This is a genomic window from Roseburia sp. AM23-20 (assembly GCF_003470905.1).
GTDB lineage: Bacteria > Bacillota > Clostridia > Lachnospirales > Lachnospiraceae > Roseburia > Roseburia rectibacter.
On record NZ_QRHS01000028.1, the window covers coordinates 26715 to 44318 of the forward strand.

Here is a 17604-nt window from a genome sequence, read left to right on the forward strand (position 1 = left end):
CACACTATTCTCCATTTCTGCCTGTTTATCTGGCATCACAAGTTTGTGCGTAAGCACTAATCTGCCTGTTTCCTCTTATTCTGCAAAGTTACCTTCGCATGACGCAATGTAAGTACAGGATGCACAAATAACATTCTAGGTCCCGAGTAACGCATCACTTTTCGTATTTCCTCCTGCATTTCCTTCGAATAACAATGCACCTTACATGCACTGCAGAATGTTTTTGTTTCCATGAACGGACAATGCATGGTGCGTGCCGTCGTATATTCTTTTAATTTTTCACACTGCTCACACAGCGTTCCCCTTTTCGTCCCATGACTGCCATGACAATAGATTTCTATCATGGAAGACACTGTTTCTATCTCCCTTTTTCGTTTTTCCTGTATTTCTTTTGTTTCCGTTTTCATATCCGCTTATCTATTTTTTTCCTCTCTGTTCCATCCTTATTTCTGTGTTTTGCTATTAGATTAGACTAACTTTGCTTCGTTAGTCTAACCTAATACATATTACTTTGTCAAGAAAAAGTGGCTGGCACAAAAAGGAAAAGCGTAGATCTCCGCCGGATCTACGCTTTTTCTTCTAAAAAATAATATACTTTGATTTTGTCCTACACAGTTTTCACACACTGTGAAAACTTCTGTTTTGCATTTTCAACTTTGTTTGCATCTGCATCCGGAGTCGGATAAAGACCTCTCTGATGCATCATATTAAATACATCTTCCTGAATGCAGTGTTCCTGCTCTAAGCAGTGAAGAATTGCATCTCTCACACTGTCATGCACACATTCATTTGCAAATGCATTATAGTTATTCGTTGCTGCCTTCTCAGCCGTAAGTGCATCGGCTAAGATTTCTTTGTCCGTATAAATCTGCTCTGTCATGATCTTCCTCCCTCTCTCATTCCTTAGCTCAACTGTGCATACAGGGAATTAAAATGTCCCTGATGTTTCTGGGAAATCTCCGTAAATTTGGCACTGATTTCCTGATCCTTTGTGTGTTCTGCAAGCATCTGGAATTTTTTGATCAAAAGATCCTCCTCGGTCAGCAGATCATTCAAAACGGATAATTCTTTTTCTGATAACTGGCTCATGTTCCACCTCCATATTTTCATTCATGGCAATAGATCCGGTCTTTAAACATGCGGTCTATCGCTGGCATATCGTCTTTCACATTGACTCGCCTAAATCATAGTGTGGTCAGAACCTGTCAGATTATACATCTCATTTAAAGTAATCCGTCACCGTTTACCAGTTCGTCTAAAACAGCATACATCTGCTTAATATCCACCGGTTTGCTTAAGTGCGCATTCATTCCTGCATCAAAAGATTTCTTTACATCCTCCTCAAAAACATTCGCTGTCATCGCAACGATCGGTACTGTTCTGCTGTCTGGATGATCTGATTCACGGATACAGCGTGTGGCAGCAAGTCCATCCATGACCGGCATCCGGATATCCATCAGTATCACGTCATAATATCCCGGTTCATTCTTTAAAAACAGTTCCACACCTTCTTTTCCATTCTCAGCGATATCCACCATAAAATTCTTATGTATCAGAATATTTCTCGTGATCTCAATGTTGATCTCATTGTCCTCGACAAGCAACGCTCTTTTTCCGGAAAAATCATACTCCTGATATATTGTCCGCTCTGTTCTGCGCCTGTCCTCCTTTGCAGTCTTTAAAGGAACTGTTACAACAAACGCAGTGCCATTTCCTTTCTCACTGTACACATCGATCTTACCACCCATAAAATCAATAATATTCTTGGAAATAGTAAGTCCTAATCCGGTTCCACCGCTTAATGTTGTATTTCTGTTATCTTCCTGCGCAAATGCATCAAAAATGTGTGGCAGAAAACTCTGCTCCATTCCAATTCCATTGTCCCTGATTTCAAAACGGAAGATCGTTTCCTGTTCTTCCCGGTTAAAAAGCTCTATGATAAAAATAACTCTTCCTTCCGGTTGTGTATATTTTACCGCATTCTCTAAAATCGATGACAATGCCTCATTTAACTTTTCACGGTCAAACAGATATTTATCCGCAAATGAACCCCGTCTCTGCATGGAAAAAGAAATTCTCTTCTCCTTTGCCTTACTGGAAAATTTTTCCTCTATATGCGTAAGAAATTCTTCAAAATCTGTACTTTCTTCATTGAATGCAACACGACCGCTCTCTAAAAGCGAAAGATTTAAAATATCATCCATGCAGGAGCGTAAAAACTGCGCCGACATCTCAATCTTGTCAAAGTTTTCAAGAACTTTCTTCTCATCACTAAGATTTGCCCTGCTCAGATAGGAAAGACCAATGATCGAATTAAGCGGTGTACGGATCTCATGACTCATGCGCTCTAAGAACTCACTCTTAGAACGGTCTGCACGCTTTGCCTCCATCATCGCATCATAAATTTCTCTCTGGTGCTTCTGTTCTTCCTCGTAACTGTCTGTAATATCCCTGCGCACAAAAACCAATGTTGTTCTGGTCTTATCATAATAGTAAATACTCATTGATTTCCGACGATATTCCTCACCGCACAGCAAACGGTAGTTAATGACTAAACGCTCTTTTTTCTGTAAATTTTCCTTAAGTCGTTCCAGTCTGAACTCCCTCTCACACATTTCTCTGTCATCCGGATGTACATACTCCGGAATTGCCACATCATTGACTTTCTGGTAATTTCCATCTAAAGGCGGCATAACATCCGCTTCCTCATTGGTAACAATCGTATGTACCATTCCATCTGCCAGATCCACATATGAAATAAAATCAATTTCTTCTTTTATAACGCTTTCCAAAATTGCCCGCTGTTTTTCCATAGTAATCCTTTTCCGCTCCATTTTGCATCTCGTACTGCTCTGATTTTATGAAACCTGTCTATTTATTATAACAGTTTTCTTCCCTGTTTTAAATAGAAAACGAAAATAAACTGTGTCTAAAGTCCTATTTGTAATCTTTTAAAAAACTATGAAGCTCCGTATCTGTACGATATGCGATCACAGTATTCAAATTTACATTTTCCACACTTTTAAAAATATTTGCAGCAATTCCGGGATTGATACTTCCAAATTCTTCCAGCAGATGTTTTATTTCTTTCTGCTGATCCAAAAAGATCTCTGTCATTTCCGGCATCATTCCAAATTCTTCGTTCCATTCTGATAGATCCTGCTTATGCACCAGATAAAACGGGCGGATCAACTCTAAACGATCTCCACACCCTTTTTCTTTTGGCATCAGGGTACTGATCTCACCTTTATACAGTACCCCCGCAAGGATCGTCTCTATCACATCCTCATAACAGTCTGCCACCGCCACCTTGTTACAGCCAGCTTCTTTTATCTCTCCATAAGATCTGATCTTTCGCACCGGAATACCGGTCTCCTCTGCAATTGATACGATTTTTCCGTCATCCTCCCTGCAAAGTCCAAAAAAATCCACTTCAAAATCAATCTTTCTGTGACGTTTTATCTCCTGAAAACATTTTGCAAGGATCAGCTCATTTCTGCCCTGTTCCATGAAGACTGCGACATGATCGCCATTCTCCACTAACTGATAATGATTGATTGCCCTTGCAAAACGTGAAAATATTGTCTTATGATATTTTTTACGAATACTAAGCTCAATTTCGTCTTTTCTCGTCTCTTCCATAGAAACTCCATTTCTATTTTCAAATTATATTATCATGATATGGTACCTGCTCCGCAGATATTGAAGCACTATGAATCAGTATAATTTTTTCAGAATAGGAAGTCAATTTCTAATATCAAAAAAAGAACCTCACAGCCCAGAAATTTTTAGACTGCTCAGTTCCCTTTTTGATGTTCTAATAGCAAAAATAATGCCCACCAATTTTGACTTCCACATGTTCCGTCAAAGGAAATGTAGAAAAATACATTGTATCATCTCTTAATAATCTTGTTTTTCCATCCAGTACCTGTTTAATGGATTCATATTCCTTCTGTGTCGGATTCGCTCTGTTCCTGTTTTTAAAAGAACAGAACTGTACCGGATTTTTCTGGCTTAAAACTTCATAAAGTGTATCCGGATACACTTCACTTCTCATACGGTTAAACACAACTTCCACAACCGCCTGCTGCCCCTCTACCGGTTCGCCTTGTGATTCTAACCAGACGATCCTCGCAAGCAGTTCCGTTTCTTCCGGCGTTAAAGTAATGTTCCAGCGGTTTTCCTGTGTTTCCTGCTCTATCGCCGTTTCCTGCTCTATCGCCGTTTCCTGCACTACCTGACTTACCTGTGCAGTTTCTTCTGTCTGTATCTCTTTTGTGGTTCTTATTTTTTCCTGCATCAGATCATCATCATATGCAGATGTTACTATCATAGTTTCTTTTTTTTCGATTCCTGTTTTTTCATCTGATTCTGGCGTAAATGAATGTGCAAAACGTATCGATCCTGCTGCAAGCCCCTCCATTACCGGAAGTTCTCTGACCGCTGCGTCTTTTTTTATGTTGGATGCTGCAGTCAGACTGACGATAAAACAAAACAGCACTGCCGCGTCCAATATTCTTTTTCTCATTTTGCTCCTTTCCTCAAGAATGATACATATATGTCAACATGACGAAAGCCGTCATTTGATACAGGCACATATCATACTTAGGTTATATCCAAAAGTCAAATTTTTTATACATACTTTTCTGAAAAAAAATTTGCGAATTTTACTCAAAATTTTGATATGTGCCACATTTTTTATCAGCCATTCATCCATTCGAAACTATGTTCGAATAAAGTAGAACTGACCAGGTAAACAAAAAAACACCCGTTTTTTCGGATGTTTTTTGAGATAATTGCCAAATTTTCAACTACATTTTTCATCTGTTTTTTATAAAAAACAATCTTTTTACTTTCGATAGATACATTCTTTGTTGCTGCAGGAGACACAGATTCCTGTATGTTTTTCGCTGCATTTTTCTTTTCCACCAGAAAGTTCCACTAAAAATACTGCACTTTTTTTCGGCTCCATGCAGTATGCCTGATTGCAGATAACCCTTTTTTGTTTCATTCCAGACAGGAGCTTTACCATTTTTTCAAAAGAAAGTTCTTCTTCCGTACCAAAAAAGTGATAAGAACTAAGCCTCTGTTTCAAATGTGCCTCTGCCCATCTCTGAAACAGATCATAACCTTTTCGCAAAAGCTCCCAGCAGATCGTCTCCACTGCATATGCTTCTCTTAGGCAATCTGTGCTGCTATAGCGGTTTTGAAGCTCATCGACCCTGCCCCCAAGCGTAAATATTCCGATAGCATAGTTTTCTTCCCTGTGTAGACTGAGTATCTGCTCACACCTGTTCCTGCCCATGCAGTAAAATCCTTCCTCTCCGGCAAGACATTCGCGCAGTCTGTCAGCAACCGTCTCTAGCATTTCCATATCCTTTTTTTCATAATGATACTGTTTTATGATATCCATAAGGAAATTATATGTCAGTTCATTTTTCAGGTTTGTATGAATAAATTTTTCTTCTGTCACTTATCTTTCCGTCTCTGCTTTCTTTTTTAAGAACTGCATGATGATCTCATAATTTTCCGCTTTGTGTGGAAATGTACAGTTCATACAGGATTTGATGATTCTGCCTTTACTGTTAATATATTCCGGTTTTCCCGGACAGTGCTCTCTCTCATACAGAGGACAAAAACAGAACAGACAGTTCATCTCATCATTTTCTACTTCATGGCATGGATAATATCTGCACGCTCTGTTTTCAAAATAACAATAGGAATTTTCCAATTTTAATGCTCCTTTACGATCACAATGGTAAGATAACCTGATGTATCGTCTAACTGTCCGATCTCTCTGGTTACTTTTTCATTCATCATACCACAGTTTTCCACCGAATACACTTCCATCTGACCACCTTTTTTCTGTTTTTGCAGCATCTGCTTTAATTCCCCTAATTTTTTTCCGGACTTCATATATATTCTGGTTCCTGAAAGTTCTGTCGTTTTTTTTATATCGTAGGAAGCCGGTATCACATGGATTTCTTCTTTGTTATCCGCTAACGATATTCCAAGCGCCCCTGCCGCCGCACAAAAAGATGGAACTCCGTTTATGATATGCGCCTCATAACCAACCTTTGCCACACGTTTATGGATATATTGGTAGGTAGAATAAATAGTCGGATCTCCGATTGTCAAAAAGGCTGCTTTTCTGCCCTCATCTAACAGTTTTTTTATTGTAAGATAAATCTGTTCATGTGCCGTGGCAAGCCTGTTCTCATCCTTTGTCATTGGAAACGGCATACATATAAGTTCTTTTTCTGCGATCTCCCTGCATGCCTCTTTCATGATCCCATAGGCAATACAATCCTCTTTGCTTTTTGCAGGAAGTATCACTGTATCGCACTCCCTGACAATCCGCACAGCCTTTAATGTGACAAGCTCCGGATCACCCGGACCAACACCAACGCCATAGAGAATACCTGTTTTTTCTGTATCTTTCACGGTTAAATCCCTCTCTTTTTCTTTCATTTTCCTATGACTGCTTTCACATGTATAACAATAATCGCATTATGAACCGGTTACGCTGCCGGATGAGGACTTCTGTAATTTATAGTTTTTCGCTTTTTTCACAAAATTTTCTGCAAACCGCGGCGCAGACGGATAATAAAGATGTGGAAATCCCACAAAAATCGTTTTTTTATCAAAAATGCAATCATATTTTTTCCCGCTTACCGGTTTTAATGCCACACAGCCATCACCGTTTGCAGTGCTGTCGAAATAATGAAATTCATGCCCTTTTATACTGACATTTTCCGGCAGAAAATCTGCCTCTTTTTCTGTCAGTTCGATATATCCAAAGCGGACAAGTTTTCCTGTGTAAAAGCAGTCTCCCGGCACAACCCCCGCCATCTCATAAACATGGTGGGCTGTATCTTCCATTGTCCGGTGCAGATACATAAATCCGCCACATTCCGCAACGATCGGCATTTTACGTTCTGCCCTGTCTTTTATGTCTGCAAGCATCGTCTTGTTTTGCGATAATTCCTTTGCATAGAGCTCCGGATAACCACCTACAAGCAATAAAGCATCCGCTTCTTTCGGGACATAATCATCGTGCAATGGAGAAAAAAACACAATGTCAGCTCCAGCTCTTTCTAGTGTTTTTAAATTATCTTCATAATAAAAACAGAATGCCTCATCACGTGCCACCGCGATCACAGGTCTTTTCTCATTTTCCTGTGAACACGCTTTCTGATTACTGGAACTATTTTTTTCCAACATATCAGTTTCTGCTGATTCGGATGTTTTCTCTGTCAACGCCCTGAATTCAGCATCCGGCAATTCTTCTGCACTCTCTGCGATTGCTATAAGTCTTTCTATATCAACCGTCTTTTCTAATATATCCGCTGTTTTTGACAGTTTTTCAGCCATCCTGTCTATTTCTTCCGGACGTTTCAGCCCCAAATGTCTGCTTTCTAACAAAATATCTTTCTGATTGGGAAAATATCCGAGAACGGCTGCCGGAAAACTTTTTTCGATCTCCGGACGGATCGTCTCAAAAAAAGCTCCGGATGTCCGGTTTAAAATAATCCCCTTTATCAGGTGATTTGTATCATAAGCTAAAAAACCTGCGATCAGCGGAAGGATACTTCTACCCATCCCGTGCGCATCAATGACCAGAATGACAGGCGTATCTGTTACCGTTGCCAGATCATAAGCAGATCCTTCTTTCCGGATTCCCCCTAACCCATCATACAGTCCCATCACGCCTTCCATCACCGATATATCTGCATTTTTTGCAGACGTCATAAACAACTCTGCTGTCGTTTTATCCCCGGTAAAAAAAGTATCCAGATTTTTCGATGGTATTCCAAGTACCGTGCGGTGGAACATGGGATCGATATAATCCGGTCCACACTTAAATGCCTGCACTTTTTTTCCCTGTCTTTTTAAGATTTCAAGCAGTGCACAGGTGATCGTAGTCTTTCCGCTTCCACTCCCTGTTGCACCGATCAGTATTCTTGGTGCCCTCATTGCTCCGCTCCTCCTGCAAAATAAAATGACAGGATAAATACCGGATTTTCTGCCTGCATCAGATGATAACGCCCTGCCTTTTTAGCCCTGCCAACAGACATCTGAATGATTTCTTCCTGTTCCACCGGAAATTCATTTAATATAGAAGAAACAGCTCCAACCGTCTCTAATGTTATCGCTGTCACCACCACACGCATGCGTGGATTTTTCTGGTATAAATCCGTTAATATAGCCATTAAACTGCCATTGCTTCCGCCAATAAAAGCATGTGTCGGAACCGGAAGATCTGCAAGTGCCAAAGGTGCCTCCCCTCGAATCACTTTTACATTGGAAAGTTCAAATTTTTCACAGTTCTTTTCGATCAATGAAGCTGCCTCCGGCTTTCGCTCGATCGCATAGACTGTAAGATTTTTCGATAACCTTGCCATTTCAACTGCGATCGAACCTGTCCCGCTTCCGATATCATAAACGACTGAATTTTCTTTCAGCTGCATTTTACAGATAGCGGTCTCTCTGACTTCCTCTTTTGTCATCGGAACCTTATCACGGCAGAATGCATCATCCGGCAGACCGTGAGTCAGGAATTTCCGGTCAGCGTCTTTTCCTGTTTCATGAATTTCTTTATTTTGGATCAGACAGGTAAAGAGTCCTTCGTCCGCAAGCTGTATACATTCTTCCGGCGATAAGGTTTTAATCTGTTCATCCGGATAAGAAAGTGCATACCCGACCGTCACAGCCGTTTCTTTTAATCCACAGTCCAAAAGTCTCTTTCCAATTTCACGGACATCCAAAACACCTGATGTGATAACGAACACTTTCCGGTTCGTCCTGACAGCCTCCATCAGAAGTTCCATATGATCTGTTCCGTGCAGACTGATGATTTTTGCATCCTGCCAGCTGTTACCGCTTCTAGCAGCCAGATAGGAAACGGAAGAAATCCCCGGACAGACAGATACTTCCATATCGCATCTTTCCTGCAATGCCTGTACCATTTTTTCTGCCCCGCTGTAAAACCCGGTATCACCGGAAAACAAAATAACAGCCTGTGGAACAGATGTTTCCAGATATGGAAGAATATCTTTTGCCAGGTAATATGGCAGCCGTCTGGCAGATAAATTCCACTGCGCAGGCACAGCGTCCAACAGCCTTTTTGCCCCGAATAACAGATCTGCGCTTCTAATGCGCTCTGCCACTTCCTCCGTGATCAGTTTTGTATTCCCCATACCGATTCCGACGAGAGATACCTGCATCTTTTTTCTTCTGATCTCTTTCCCGGTCAGACGCTCAATCTCTTTTAAAATCTCCTCTAAATTTTCCTTCTGTTCTCCGTTTTCCGCCTCCGGGTTTTTGATCACATAAACGGAAACTCCTGCCTTTTTTGCAGCACTGATCTTCTCTGAAAATCCGCCTGTCGCTCCACTCTCTTTTGTAACCATATGTGCGATCTGATACTGATGAAAAAGTGCCAGATTCATTTCTTCCGAAAATGGTCCCTGCATGGCAATAATCTGTTTTCCGGTAATACCATTCCGGTGACAGATCTCTATACTCTCCATTCCCGGAAGGACACGGACAAACAGACGTTTTTTTAATGTCTCATTTTCGCAATAACAATGCAGTTCCTTGCTGCCTGTGGTAAGTAAGATATTTCCGGTTGTCTGCTCAAGGGCACGGACACATTCCTGCTGCGACTTTGCATAGATCACATTGTTTTCTTCTCCGGCAGACTGTAATGTCCGTCTTAAACGGTAATACGGAAGTCTGACCTGTTCTGCCGCCTGCCTGATATTCGAAGAAACCAGAACCGCATAAGGATGTGTTGCATCAACTGCTGCAGTATAGTCTCCATTTTGCATAAATTCTTTCATTTCATCTTCCGCAAGCCGTCCGGTATGAATATTCCGGTACTTTCCTTCGGTCATGACTTCATGCCCATATTCTGTGGCTACACAGACATCTGCACAGATTCCGGAAGCATCTAAAATGTCTGCTAACTGCCTTCCCTCTGTCGTACCGGAAAAAATCAAAATACGTTTCATATGTGATATCCCCTTTTGGTGACGAGATGTCCGTCTATGATCTTTGTCTCCGAGTTGCCGATAAATACCGTTGTAAACATATTTACCTGACGTTCTCTCAATTCTTTTAACGTGCACAGTTCCATTTTTGACTCGTCTCTTCCGATATTTTCCACATACCCGCACGGACGTGTCTCCTCGGCTGTCTCTAACAGAATGTCGCAGGCGCGCATCAGATAATCTGCCCTTTTTCTGCTCGACGGATTATAGACCGCAATCGCAAAATCTCCGTCTGCCGCCGCTCTTAATCGTTTTTCTATCTTTTCCCACGGTGTTAAAAGATCACTTAAACTGATCACACAAAAATCATGGTTTAACGGTGCACCAAGACATGCTGCGCCGCTTAACGCAGCGGTAACACCCGGCACAACACAAAGTTCACAGTCCGGGTAGTTTTCCCCGATCTCATACATCAAAGATGCCATTCCGTAAACTCCGGCATCCCCACTGCAGATCAAGGCAACTTTTTTTCCTTCTTCTGCCTTTTCAAAACAAAGAATGCAGCGCTCACGTTCCTGTTTCATCGGTGTGGACAACTGCTCTTTTCCGGCAAATGCCTCTCCTAATAATTTTAAATAAACCTGATATCCGATGATCGTATCACAGGACATCAATGTCTCGTATGCCTGCATCGTCATCATAGACTCCTCACCTGGTCCCATTCCAACAATATATATTTTATGTTTCATCAAATCTTACACTCCATTCCCGCTCCGCTATTGCGAGCGTTATTCCGTCTTTTGCTTTCTTTCTGAGCAGTAATCTGCCCCGTGACAGCACTTTTTTCTGATTTTCACTACTGTCACAGCATACCTTTGGTTCTTCTTTCTGGCATGCCGCAAGCGCTGCACGCTCACAGACATTGTCCACACCGACTGTCTGTGAAACAAATTCTGAACTGCTAAAAAAACCCGGTATTTCTTTTAAAACCTCTTTCGGATATGCCAGAAAATCCAACCCGTATTTTTCTGCAAATTGCAAAAAACCCGGTTCTTCTTTTTTCAGATCAATTGTGGCAAGCGCATTGACTGCCTGTATAGCTATCTGCTCCTGTTCTAATGTCTCTAATACAAACTGCTCAATCTCCTCACAGGATTTTCCCCTCTTGCAGCCCATACCAAGGATGATGGAACGTGGAACCAGCCAGAGTGGCTCTGTATGTGCTTTAACTTCCAACTGTTCATCCATAACCTGATTTAGGAGAAGTTTTTTTACCGGATATCTTGCAGATATTATAACATCCGGCACTATCAGATTTTCTTCCTCACATATTTTCATAGCCGGTAAAATGACCGAATCCGGTACATTTCCCTCGATTTTTCCATCTGTCAGCATCACGATCTTTTTTCCATCAAGCACCTTCGATGAGACTGCTGCGATCTGTGCTTTATTCTGTATCAAAAGCACATTTTCTTTTGCAAAAACATCCACCGCAAATGCATGATTGACATCGGTTGCTGTCGTGATGACAGGCACTGCACCGATCCTATCTGCAAGCAGTCTTGCAAGATTATTTGCCCCACCGTAATGTCCGGATAAAACCGGGATAACAAACTGCCCTGCCTCATCTACGACCAGAACCGGAATATCCGTAAGTTTATCACGTAAAGACGGTGCCATGGCACGTACCGCAATTCCACATGCACCGATCCAGATGACCGCTGTTTTGTTTCCTTTTCTATTCTGTTCGAAGCGTGCACGCATCCAGTCGTAGATTGTTTCTTTGACGTAAACCTGATTTTTCCATCCGGCAGCATTTTGTTCCTGTTTTTGCCAGATCTTTCTCTCTGCATCTGCCAGATTCTGATATTTTCCATATTTTGTATACAAGTGGACTTCGTAATCTTCCTGCTCAACAAGAATTTCATCCCGTATCTTTTCCGAGAGTCTTATCCCGCGCCCGGTAAAACTCATGATATCGATCTGCATGTATTACTCCTTCTTTTTCCGGAATTCTGTTTCAAAATCCGGTGCATACAGTTTCGAACGTGTACACCGTTCTTTTGCAAGAATATCTCCAACCAAAACCAGTGCCGTTTTTGTGATATGATGCTCTTTCGCAACCTGCGGTAATGTCTCGACCGTACATAAATATGCTTCCTCTTCCGGCCAGCTTGCCTTATACACTAACGCTGCCGGAGTATCTTCCGTATAACCCCCCGCCACAAGACGTCTGGAAAGCTCCTCTAACATTCCGGTACTTAAGTAAATCGCCATGGATGCCTGATGTGCTGCAAAACTCTCAATGCTTTCTTTTTCCGGTACCGCTGTTTTTCCTGCCATACGGGTAATGATAAGACTCTGTGAAACCTCCGGCAGTGTATATTCAATCTGTAAGGATGCTGCAGCGCCAAAGCAGGCAGAAACTCCCGGACAGCTCTCATAAGGAATCCCCAGTTCATCCAGCCAGTCCATCTGCTCTCTGACTGCCCCATAAAGACTCGGCTCTCCGGTATGAAGACGCACCAGCATTTTTTCTTCTGCCTGTGCCTTTTTCATCACATCTATGACTTCCTCCAGTGTCATTTTTGCACTGTTATAAACCTCACACCCCTCCCCGGTATAGGAAAGTAACTCCGGGTTTACCAGTGATCCCGCATAGATCACTACATCTGCTTTTTCTAACAGCCGCATTCCACGCACTGTAATAAGGTCTGCTGCTCCACAGCCGGCACCTACAAAATATATCATTGCTTCTCCTCCTTCAGTCTCCCGATCAATTCTGCTGCTCCGTCACTTTCTCCAAGTCCTCCATGCTCGTTCGAATATAAAATACACTCAACCACGATCTTCCCTGCTGCTCTTTTATTCAGGTAAAACATGATCTTTTGCATGATAAGTTTCATCGTCTGTTCGCAAAGCCCAGCCTTTTTTAATACATTGACTGCCTCTTCCGTTGTCACGCAGGAAAGGATCTGACATGCTGTATCCGCATCCGCTCCTGCTAACAGGGCAGATGATGCGATCAGCTCCATCCGGCAGTCTCCTTCCCTTGAATGTGTGTTCATGATTCCTCCGGCGACCTTTACCAGCTTGCCGATATGCCCGGTCAGAAGCATGGCTTTAAATCCATTTTCCACCGCCATATCAATCGTATCTCCGATAAAATTGCTGCATTTCACACTTTTATCCAGATCATAACCGTAAGTCCGTTTCATATAATCAAGTCCATAATTTCCCGGTGAGACTGCTACGATGGAATTTCCTAAAGCACGTTTCTGTTTTAATTCCACACGGATCGTCTCAAGCAGCGCCCTGCTGCTCATCGGCTCCACAATGCCGCTCGTTCCAAGAATCGAGATCCCTCCTGTGATGCCAAGTCTCGGATTAAATGTCTGCGACGCAAGTTCTTCCCCTTCCGGCACAGAAATTTCAACCAGAATATCTGCCCATTCATCCGTGAGCGCACAGACTTCCCGCACCTCTTTTTCGATCATCTCCCGCGGCACATGATTGATGGCTGCATTTCCGACTGGCTGGTCTAATCCCGGTTTTGTGACACGCCCGACACCGTATCCCCCATCGATCACGATCTTCTGTGAATGCGCAGACTTCCCTTTTTGCTGCATGTCACTGTCAATCCTTGAAACAGTTGCCACGATATGTGCCCCTGTCGTAATATCAGGATCGTCTCCACCATCCTTTATTACTGCACAGCTTACTTCTGTTTCACCTCGTCTTATGTCTGTGATCGCAGCATGGTAACGGATTCCTTTTGGTGTCTCGATCTCTATCTCATTTTTTATTTTTCCGGTAAACAACATATATGCTGCCGCCTTTGCTGCTGCTGCCGCACAGCTTCCGGTTGTAAATCCATAGCGCATGGGGTTCTCCTTTTTCTTTTACAAGAATCTTCGTGATATCAGGCGAAAATCTATCAATCCACCTTTTTCACTGCATCCTCCCGCCGCACTTCATATAACAATGCATTACAGATCGCAGCAGCCACATTGCTGCCTCCTTTTCTTCCCCGGTTCACGATACACGGCACATTGGTGTGCAGGATCATTTCTTTTGCCACCTCCACATTGACGAATCCAACCGGAACTCCGATGATAAATGCAGGACGGTAAATTCCATCACTAATCAGTTCATATAAACGTATCAGCGCTGTCGGGGCATTTCCCACAGCAAAAATGACCGGCTTGTCCAGTTTTGCCGCATGTTCCATGGAAATAACTGCCCGCGTCACCCTGCGCTCTTTTGCCTCTTTTGCAACCTCTTCATCTGCCATAAAACAATGTGCCATACCACCATATGTTTCAAGTACTTTTTTATTGATGCCGGATAATGCCATGTTTGTATCCGTCACGATATCCGCACCGTTTCGGATCAGGCTCTTTGCAACTGCAACCGCATTTTCTGAAAAGGTAAGTGTATCTGCATATCCAAAGTCAGCACTCGTATGGATCACACGTTTGGTCACCGGCTCCTGTTCTTCCGGGATCACAATTCCCCGCTCCGCCAGTTCTTTTGTGATGATTGCAAAACTGCGACCCTCGATATCTCCGGGCAGCACAAATTCTACCGCGCCTGTTTTGTGCACCAGTTGGGCTGTTGCTCCGGTTTTGCCGATGCACTCCTGCCCTTTTACTCTGTCATTTCGTTCTTCTGACTTCTCTTTCATCAGGTCAATACGCTCTGCTGCCTGTGCATTTTCATGAATTTCCCTTAACACCTCTGCAAACATCCGGTTCTGTTCTTCTGATTTTACCGCGATCCGGTAATAACCTCTCTGTAACCCCCGGAAATTACTGCAGTCACGGATCAGAATACCGCGCTGTAAAAACAACTCATACAGCGGCATTTCACTGTAAAATAACAGATAGTCTGCATCGGAATCAAACACACTGCATCCCGCCGCCTGTAATTCTTCAAGCAAAAACTGCCGCTGCGTCTGAATACATACTACCGCACGCACAATATATTCCTGCTCTTTTATTGCAGCGACTCCCGCTCTCTGGGCGAATACCGACAGATTCCACTCCGGTAACTGCAACCGGATCTTTTCTGCTAAATTCTGCTCACAGACCAGATATCCCAGCCGCACCCCCGGTATCGCATATAATTTGGTAAATGCACGTATCACGACTACATTTGGAAATTCATCCAGCCGTTTTAAAAAAGAATATGTCTGTTCTTTCCCGGTCAGTTCCATAAAACATTCATCTAACACCAGCGTAATGTCACACTGTCTGCATTTTTCTGCAATTTGAAAAATCAGTTCCGGTTCAACGAGATTTCCGACCGGATTATTGGGATTTGCCAGAAATACCAGAGAAATATTCTCATCTAACACATCCAATATGCGGTCGGTCAGACAGAAATTTTCTTCTTTTTTCATCTCATAAAAGATAACTTCGCAGTCTATTGCTTTTGCTGCCTCTTCATATCCCAAAAAAGAAGGTGCCGGGATCAGTATTTTTGATGGTTTTATGGCATGTAAAACGGCATGGAATAGTTCTGATGCACCATTTCCAAACACAAGCTGTTCTTTTCGCACCTGTAACTGTTCTGCGACTGCAGCGCTAAGTGCCTGTGCTCTGATATCCGGGTAGTTTTCTGCTTCCTCCACTACCTGATGAAGTGCTTCTTTCACCGGATCTGGCATTCCAAGCGGGTTGGTGTTCACCGAAAAATCCAGTCTTATCTGATTACGGTATATATCTCCTCCGTGGTACTGCATTCCTTTATTTCTCACTTTCTGTAGTCTGTTCTTTTATTTTCGGACATTAGATGATCTGTCATTTCAAAAATTCAGATATATCATTCGTATTCAGAGTATAACACAAAGTGCCGTCTGTACACAATTTTTTGTGTTACAGACGGCACCTGCTAATGATTTTTTATACATTCCATACACCTTAAATCATTTCTTTATTATAATTTCGTTTTCCGTTGATATATTCTGCATATGTTTTTTATTTCCATGACTACTATTTCACTTACTCATAGCAACCGTACTTAAGCATTTTGTATGCGGATTGTCAATCTTTATCCTGCACAAACTCTTCCCGCATCGGTGTAAAGATGTCTAAAAGGATTCCCTCTTTTAAACATACACAGCCATGCTCAATCGAATCTCTCTTTAGCAGTGCATCTCCCGGATTTACGATCTTCTTTTCACCATTGATCGTAAATTCAAACTGACCTGACACCACATATGTGATCTGGGTATGCGGATGATGATGCAGCGCACCAATGGCTCTTTTTTCAAAATGATTTTCCACACACATCAGCTCATCGGCATATGCTAATATTTTGCGCTTTACGCCTTCTCCACAAACTTCTGATTCAATTTCGCTGTTAAAGTTCCAGATCTGATTTTTTTTGGTTTTCATAGAAAAGTCCCCCTTTTTGATTTAAGAATTTGCTGATTTTTGTTTTTTTAAGTACCGCACCAGTGCTAAGATGCAGACCATATCAATAAATACAACCACCACGATCGAACCCATTCCATAAAAAATACCTGCTGTCTCTGCGATCTTACCGATGATAGACGGCATCACGATGGAACCGATACTTGCGGTTGTCAGAATAAAGCTCCATGCGATTGGATATTTTTCAATGAGATTTCCGGCAAAGGAAACGGTCGTCGGATAAATTCCTGCCATGCTGTAACCAAATCCCATAATACCGATCACGATCCATACCGTACTGCGGCTGAATAAAAGTAAAAAGAAAAAGCATACGAGTCCGATTCCCATAATTGGCAGCAGTTTTTCTTTTTGCATTCTGGTGGAAAGCCACGCTGTGGTCAGACGCCCTGCTAAAATCATCACCCATAACACGCTCGCTGTCATCTGGGATAAAGATGCCGGCAGGAATCCGGTATCTTTAAAATATGTGATCATCCATCCGATAACTCCCTGCTCTGCACAGAGATAGAAAAATAATGTTGCAACGCATAAATAAAACAGTGGTTCCGAAAAGAACCCAAAGTTTCCACCTTTTTTCTCTTTCTCCACCCGGTCATTTTCCATCGGGATCATCGCATACAAAATCCAGCTTAAAACGCCCATTGCAAGCATAAAATAACATGCCACGATCCAGCCGGATTCTCCGCTTCCTGTAAACAGTGTCAGAAGGATCGGGAACAAAAAAGCTCCGACAGAAAACATTGCATGCAGTCCATTGATCGTCCATGCTTTTCCCGGTGCCAGACTGTTGATCGCCGTATTGCAGAAATTACTTGTCGCACCTCTGGCAACTCCGGTCAGGAAAAATGCCAGTGCAATGCACCAGTTATGATTTCCAAAAATGATCAAAAGATAGGAAAGTGCAAAAAATGCATTAAAAAATAAAATACTCTTTTTTCTTCCGATGGCAACCGGCAATAATCCGGCTGCAAAACTTGAAACAAGATTTCCGACAGAATGCAGACTGACGATCAGACCGCAAAATGCATAATCAAGTCCTCTTGCATCCCTGATAAAAGGAAGCAGTGAGCCGATGGAAAGTGCTAACATTCCATTCAGCAAAAATACACTATAATTGCATAAAAACTGTTTCTTTTTTATTTTATCCTGTAAAAAATCCATCCGTTCAT

The 17604-nt window shown here is 42.3% G+C and carries 18 protein-coding genes; all 18 read right to left on the minus strand.

Annotation, left to right across the window (positions count from 1 at the left end; all coding sequences use genetic code 11):
• Window positions 1-56 precede the first annotated feature (56 nt).
• Entirely contained in the window at window positions 57-407 is a 351-nt protein-coding gene (locus DW650_RS16680) for a nitrous oxide-stimulated promoter family protein (protein WP_118210575.1), read from the minus strand.
• A gap of 200 nt (window positions 408-607) precedes the next feature.
• The gene (locus DW650_RS16685; protein ID WP_006856858.1) at window positions 608-880 is read right to left on the minus strand and encodes a spore coat protein; all 273 of its coding nucleotides are present in this window, start codon (window positions 878-880) and stop codon (window positions 608-610) included.
• A 23-nt stretch (window positions 881-903) separates the two neighbouring features.
• Window positions 904-1089 carry a hypothetical protein gene (locus DW650_RS16690; RefSeq protein ID WP_117922111.1) on the minus strand — a complete coding sequence of 62 codons (186 nt, stop codon included), beginning with the start codon at window positions 1087-1089 and terminating at the stop codon, window positions 904-906.
• Between the two features lie 134 nt (window positions 1090-1223).
• The gene (locus DW650_RS16695) at window positions 1224-2813 is read right to left on the minus strand and encodes an ATP-binding protein (protein WP_118210576.1); all 1590 of its coding nucleotides are present in this window, start codon (window positions 2811-2813) and stop codon (window positions 1224-1226) included.
• A gap of 124 nt (window positions 2814-2937) precedes the next feature.
• Complete coding sequence (locus tag DW650_RS16700) at window positions 2938-3642, minus strand: ATPase (RefSeq protein WP_118210577.1); 705 nt, start codon at window positions 3640-3642, stop codon at window positions 2938-2940.
• 175 nt (window positions 3643-3817) lie between these two features.
• Window positions 3818-4528: a cell wall hydrolase gene (locus DW650_RS16705; protein ID WP_118210578.1), complete on the minus strand. Its 711-nt coding sequence runs from the start codon at window positions 4526-4528 to the stop codon at window positions 3818-3820.
• A gap of 321 nt (window positions 4529-4849) precedes the next feature.
• Window positions 4850-5473, minus strand: a complete 624-nt coding sequence (locus DW650_RS16710) for a hypothetical protein (protein WP_118210579.1) — start codon at window positions 5471-5473, stop codon at window positions 4850-4852.
• Window positions 5474-5731 (minus strand): cysteine-rich small domain-containing protein, encoded by a 258-nt coding sequence (locus tag DW650_RS16715; RefSeq protein ID WP_118210580.1) that lies wholly within the window; start codon window positions 5729-5731, stop codon window positions 5474-5476. It lies immediately after the preceding gene.
• A 2-nt stretch (window positions 5732-5733) separates the two neighbouring features.
• Window positions 5734-6471, minus strand: coding sequence for a precorrin-2 C(20)-methyltransferase (gene cobI, locus DW650_RS16720; protein ID WP_243103001.1), 738 nt, complete (start codon window positions 6469-6471; stop codon window positions 5734-5736).
• Between the two features lie 39 nt (window positions 6472-6510).
• Window positions 6511-7977 carry a cobyrinate a,c-diamide synthase gene (locus tag DW650_RS16725; protein WP_118210581.1) on the minus strand — a complete coding sequence of 489 codons (1467 nt, stop codon included), beginning with the start codon at window positions 7975-7977 and terminating at the stop codon, window positions 6511-6513.
• On the minus strand, window positions 7974-10016 hold the full coding sequence (gene cobK, locus DW650_RS16730) for a precorrin-6A reductase (protein ID WP_118210582.1): 2043 nt from the start codon (window positions 10014-10016) through the stop codon (window positions 7974-7976). The genes DW650_RS16725 and cobK overlap by 4 nt, the downstream gene beginning before the upstream one ends.
• A complete protein-coding gene (gene cobJ, locus DW650_RS16735; RefSeq protein WP_118210583.1) occupies window positions 10013-10744 on the minus strand; it encodes a precorrin-3B C(17)-methyltransferase in 732 nt (243 codons plus the stop codon). Before cobJ ends, cobK begins: the two co-directional genes overlap by 4 nt.
• Complete coding sequence (locus DW650_RS16740; protein ID WP_118210584.1) at window positions 10734-11984, minus strand: cobalt-precorrin 5A hydrolase; 1251 nt, start codon at window positions 11982-11984, stop codon at window positions 10734-10736. Before DW650_RS16740 ends, cobJ begins: the two co-directional genes overlap by 11 nt.
• A 3-nt stretch (window positions 11985-11987) precedes the next feature.
• Window positions 11988-12746 (minus strand): precorrin-4 C(11)-methyltransferase, encoded by a 759-nt coding sequence (gene cobM / locus DW650_RS16745; RefSeq protein ID WP_117922101.1) that lies wholly within the window; start codon window positions 12744-12746, stop codon window positions 11988-11990.
• Window positions 12743-13879 carry a cobalt-precorrin-5B (C(1))-methyltransferase CbiD gene (gene cbiD / locus DW650_RS16750; RefSeq protein ID WP_118210585.1) on the minus strand — a complete coding sequence of 379 codons (1137 nt, stop codon included), beginning with the start codon at window positions 13877-13879 and terminating at the stop codon, window positions 12743-12745. The genes cobM and cbiD overlap by 4 nt, the downstream gene beginning before the upstream one ends.
• A 53-nt stretch (window positions 13880-13932) precedes the next feature.
• The gene (locus tag DW650_RS20525) at window positions 13933-15741 is read right to left on the minus strand and encodes a precorrin-8X methylmutase (protein ID WP_118210586.1); all 1809 of its coding nucleotides are present in this window, start codon (window positions 15739-15741) and stop codon (window positions 13933-13935) included.
• Window positions 15742-16042: 301 nt separating this feature from the next.
• Window positions 16043-16396 (minus strand): cupin domain-containing protein, encoded by a 354-nt coding sequence (locus DW650_RS16760; protein WP_118210587.1) that lies wholly within the window; start codon window positions 16394-16396, stop codon window positions 16043-16045.
• Between the two features lie 21 nt (window positions 16397-16417).
• Window positions 16418-17596 carry an MFS transporter gene (locus DW650_RS16765; protein WP_207724057.1) on the minus strand — a complete coding sequence of 393 codons (1179 nt, stop codon included), beginning with the start codon at window positions 17594-17596 and terminating at the stop codon, window positions 16418-16420.
• Window positions 17597-17604: the final 8 nt, after the last annotated feature.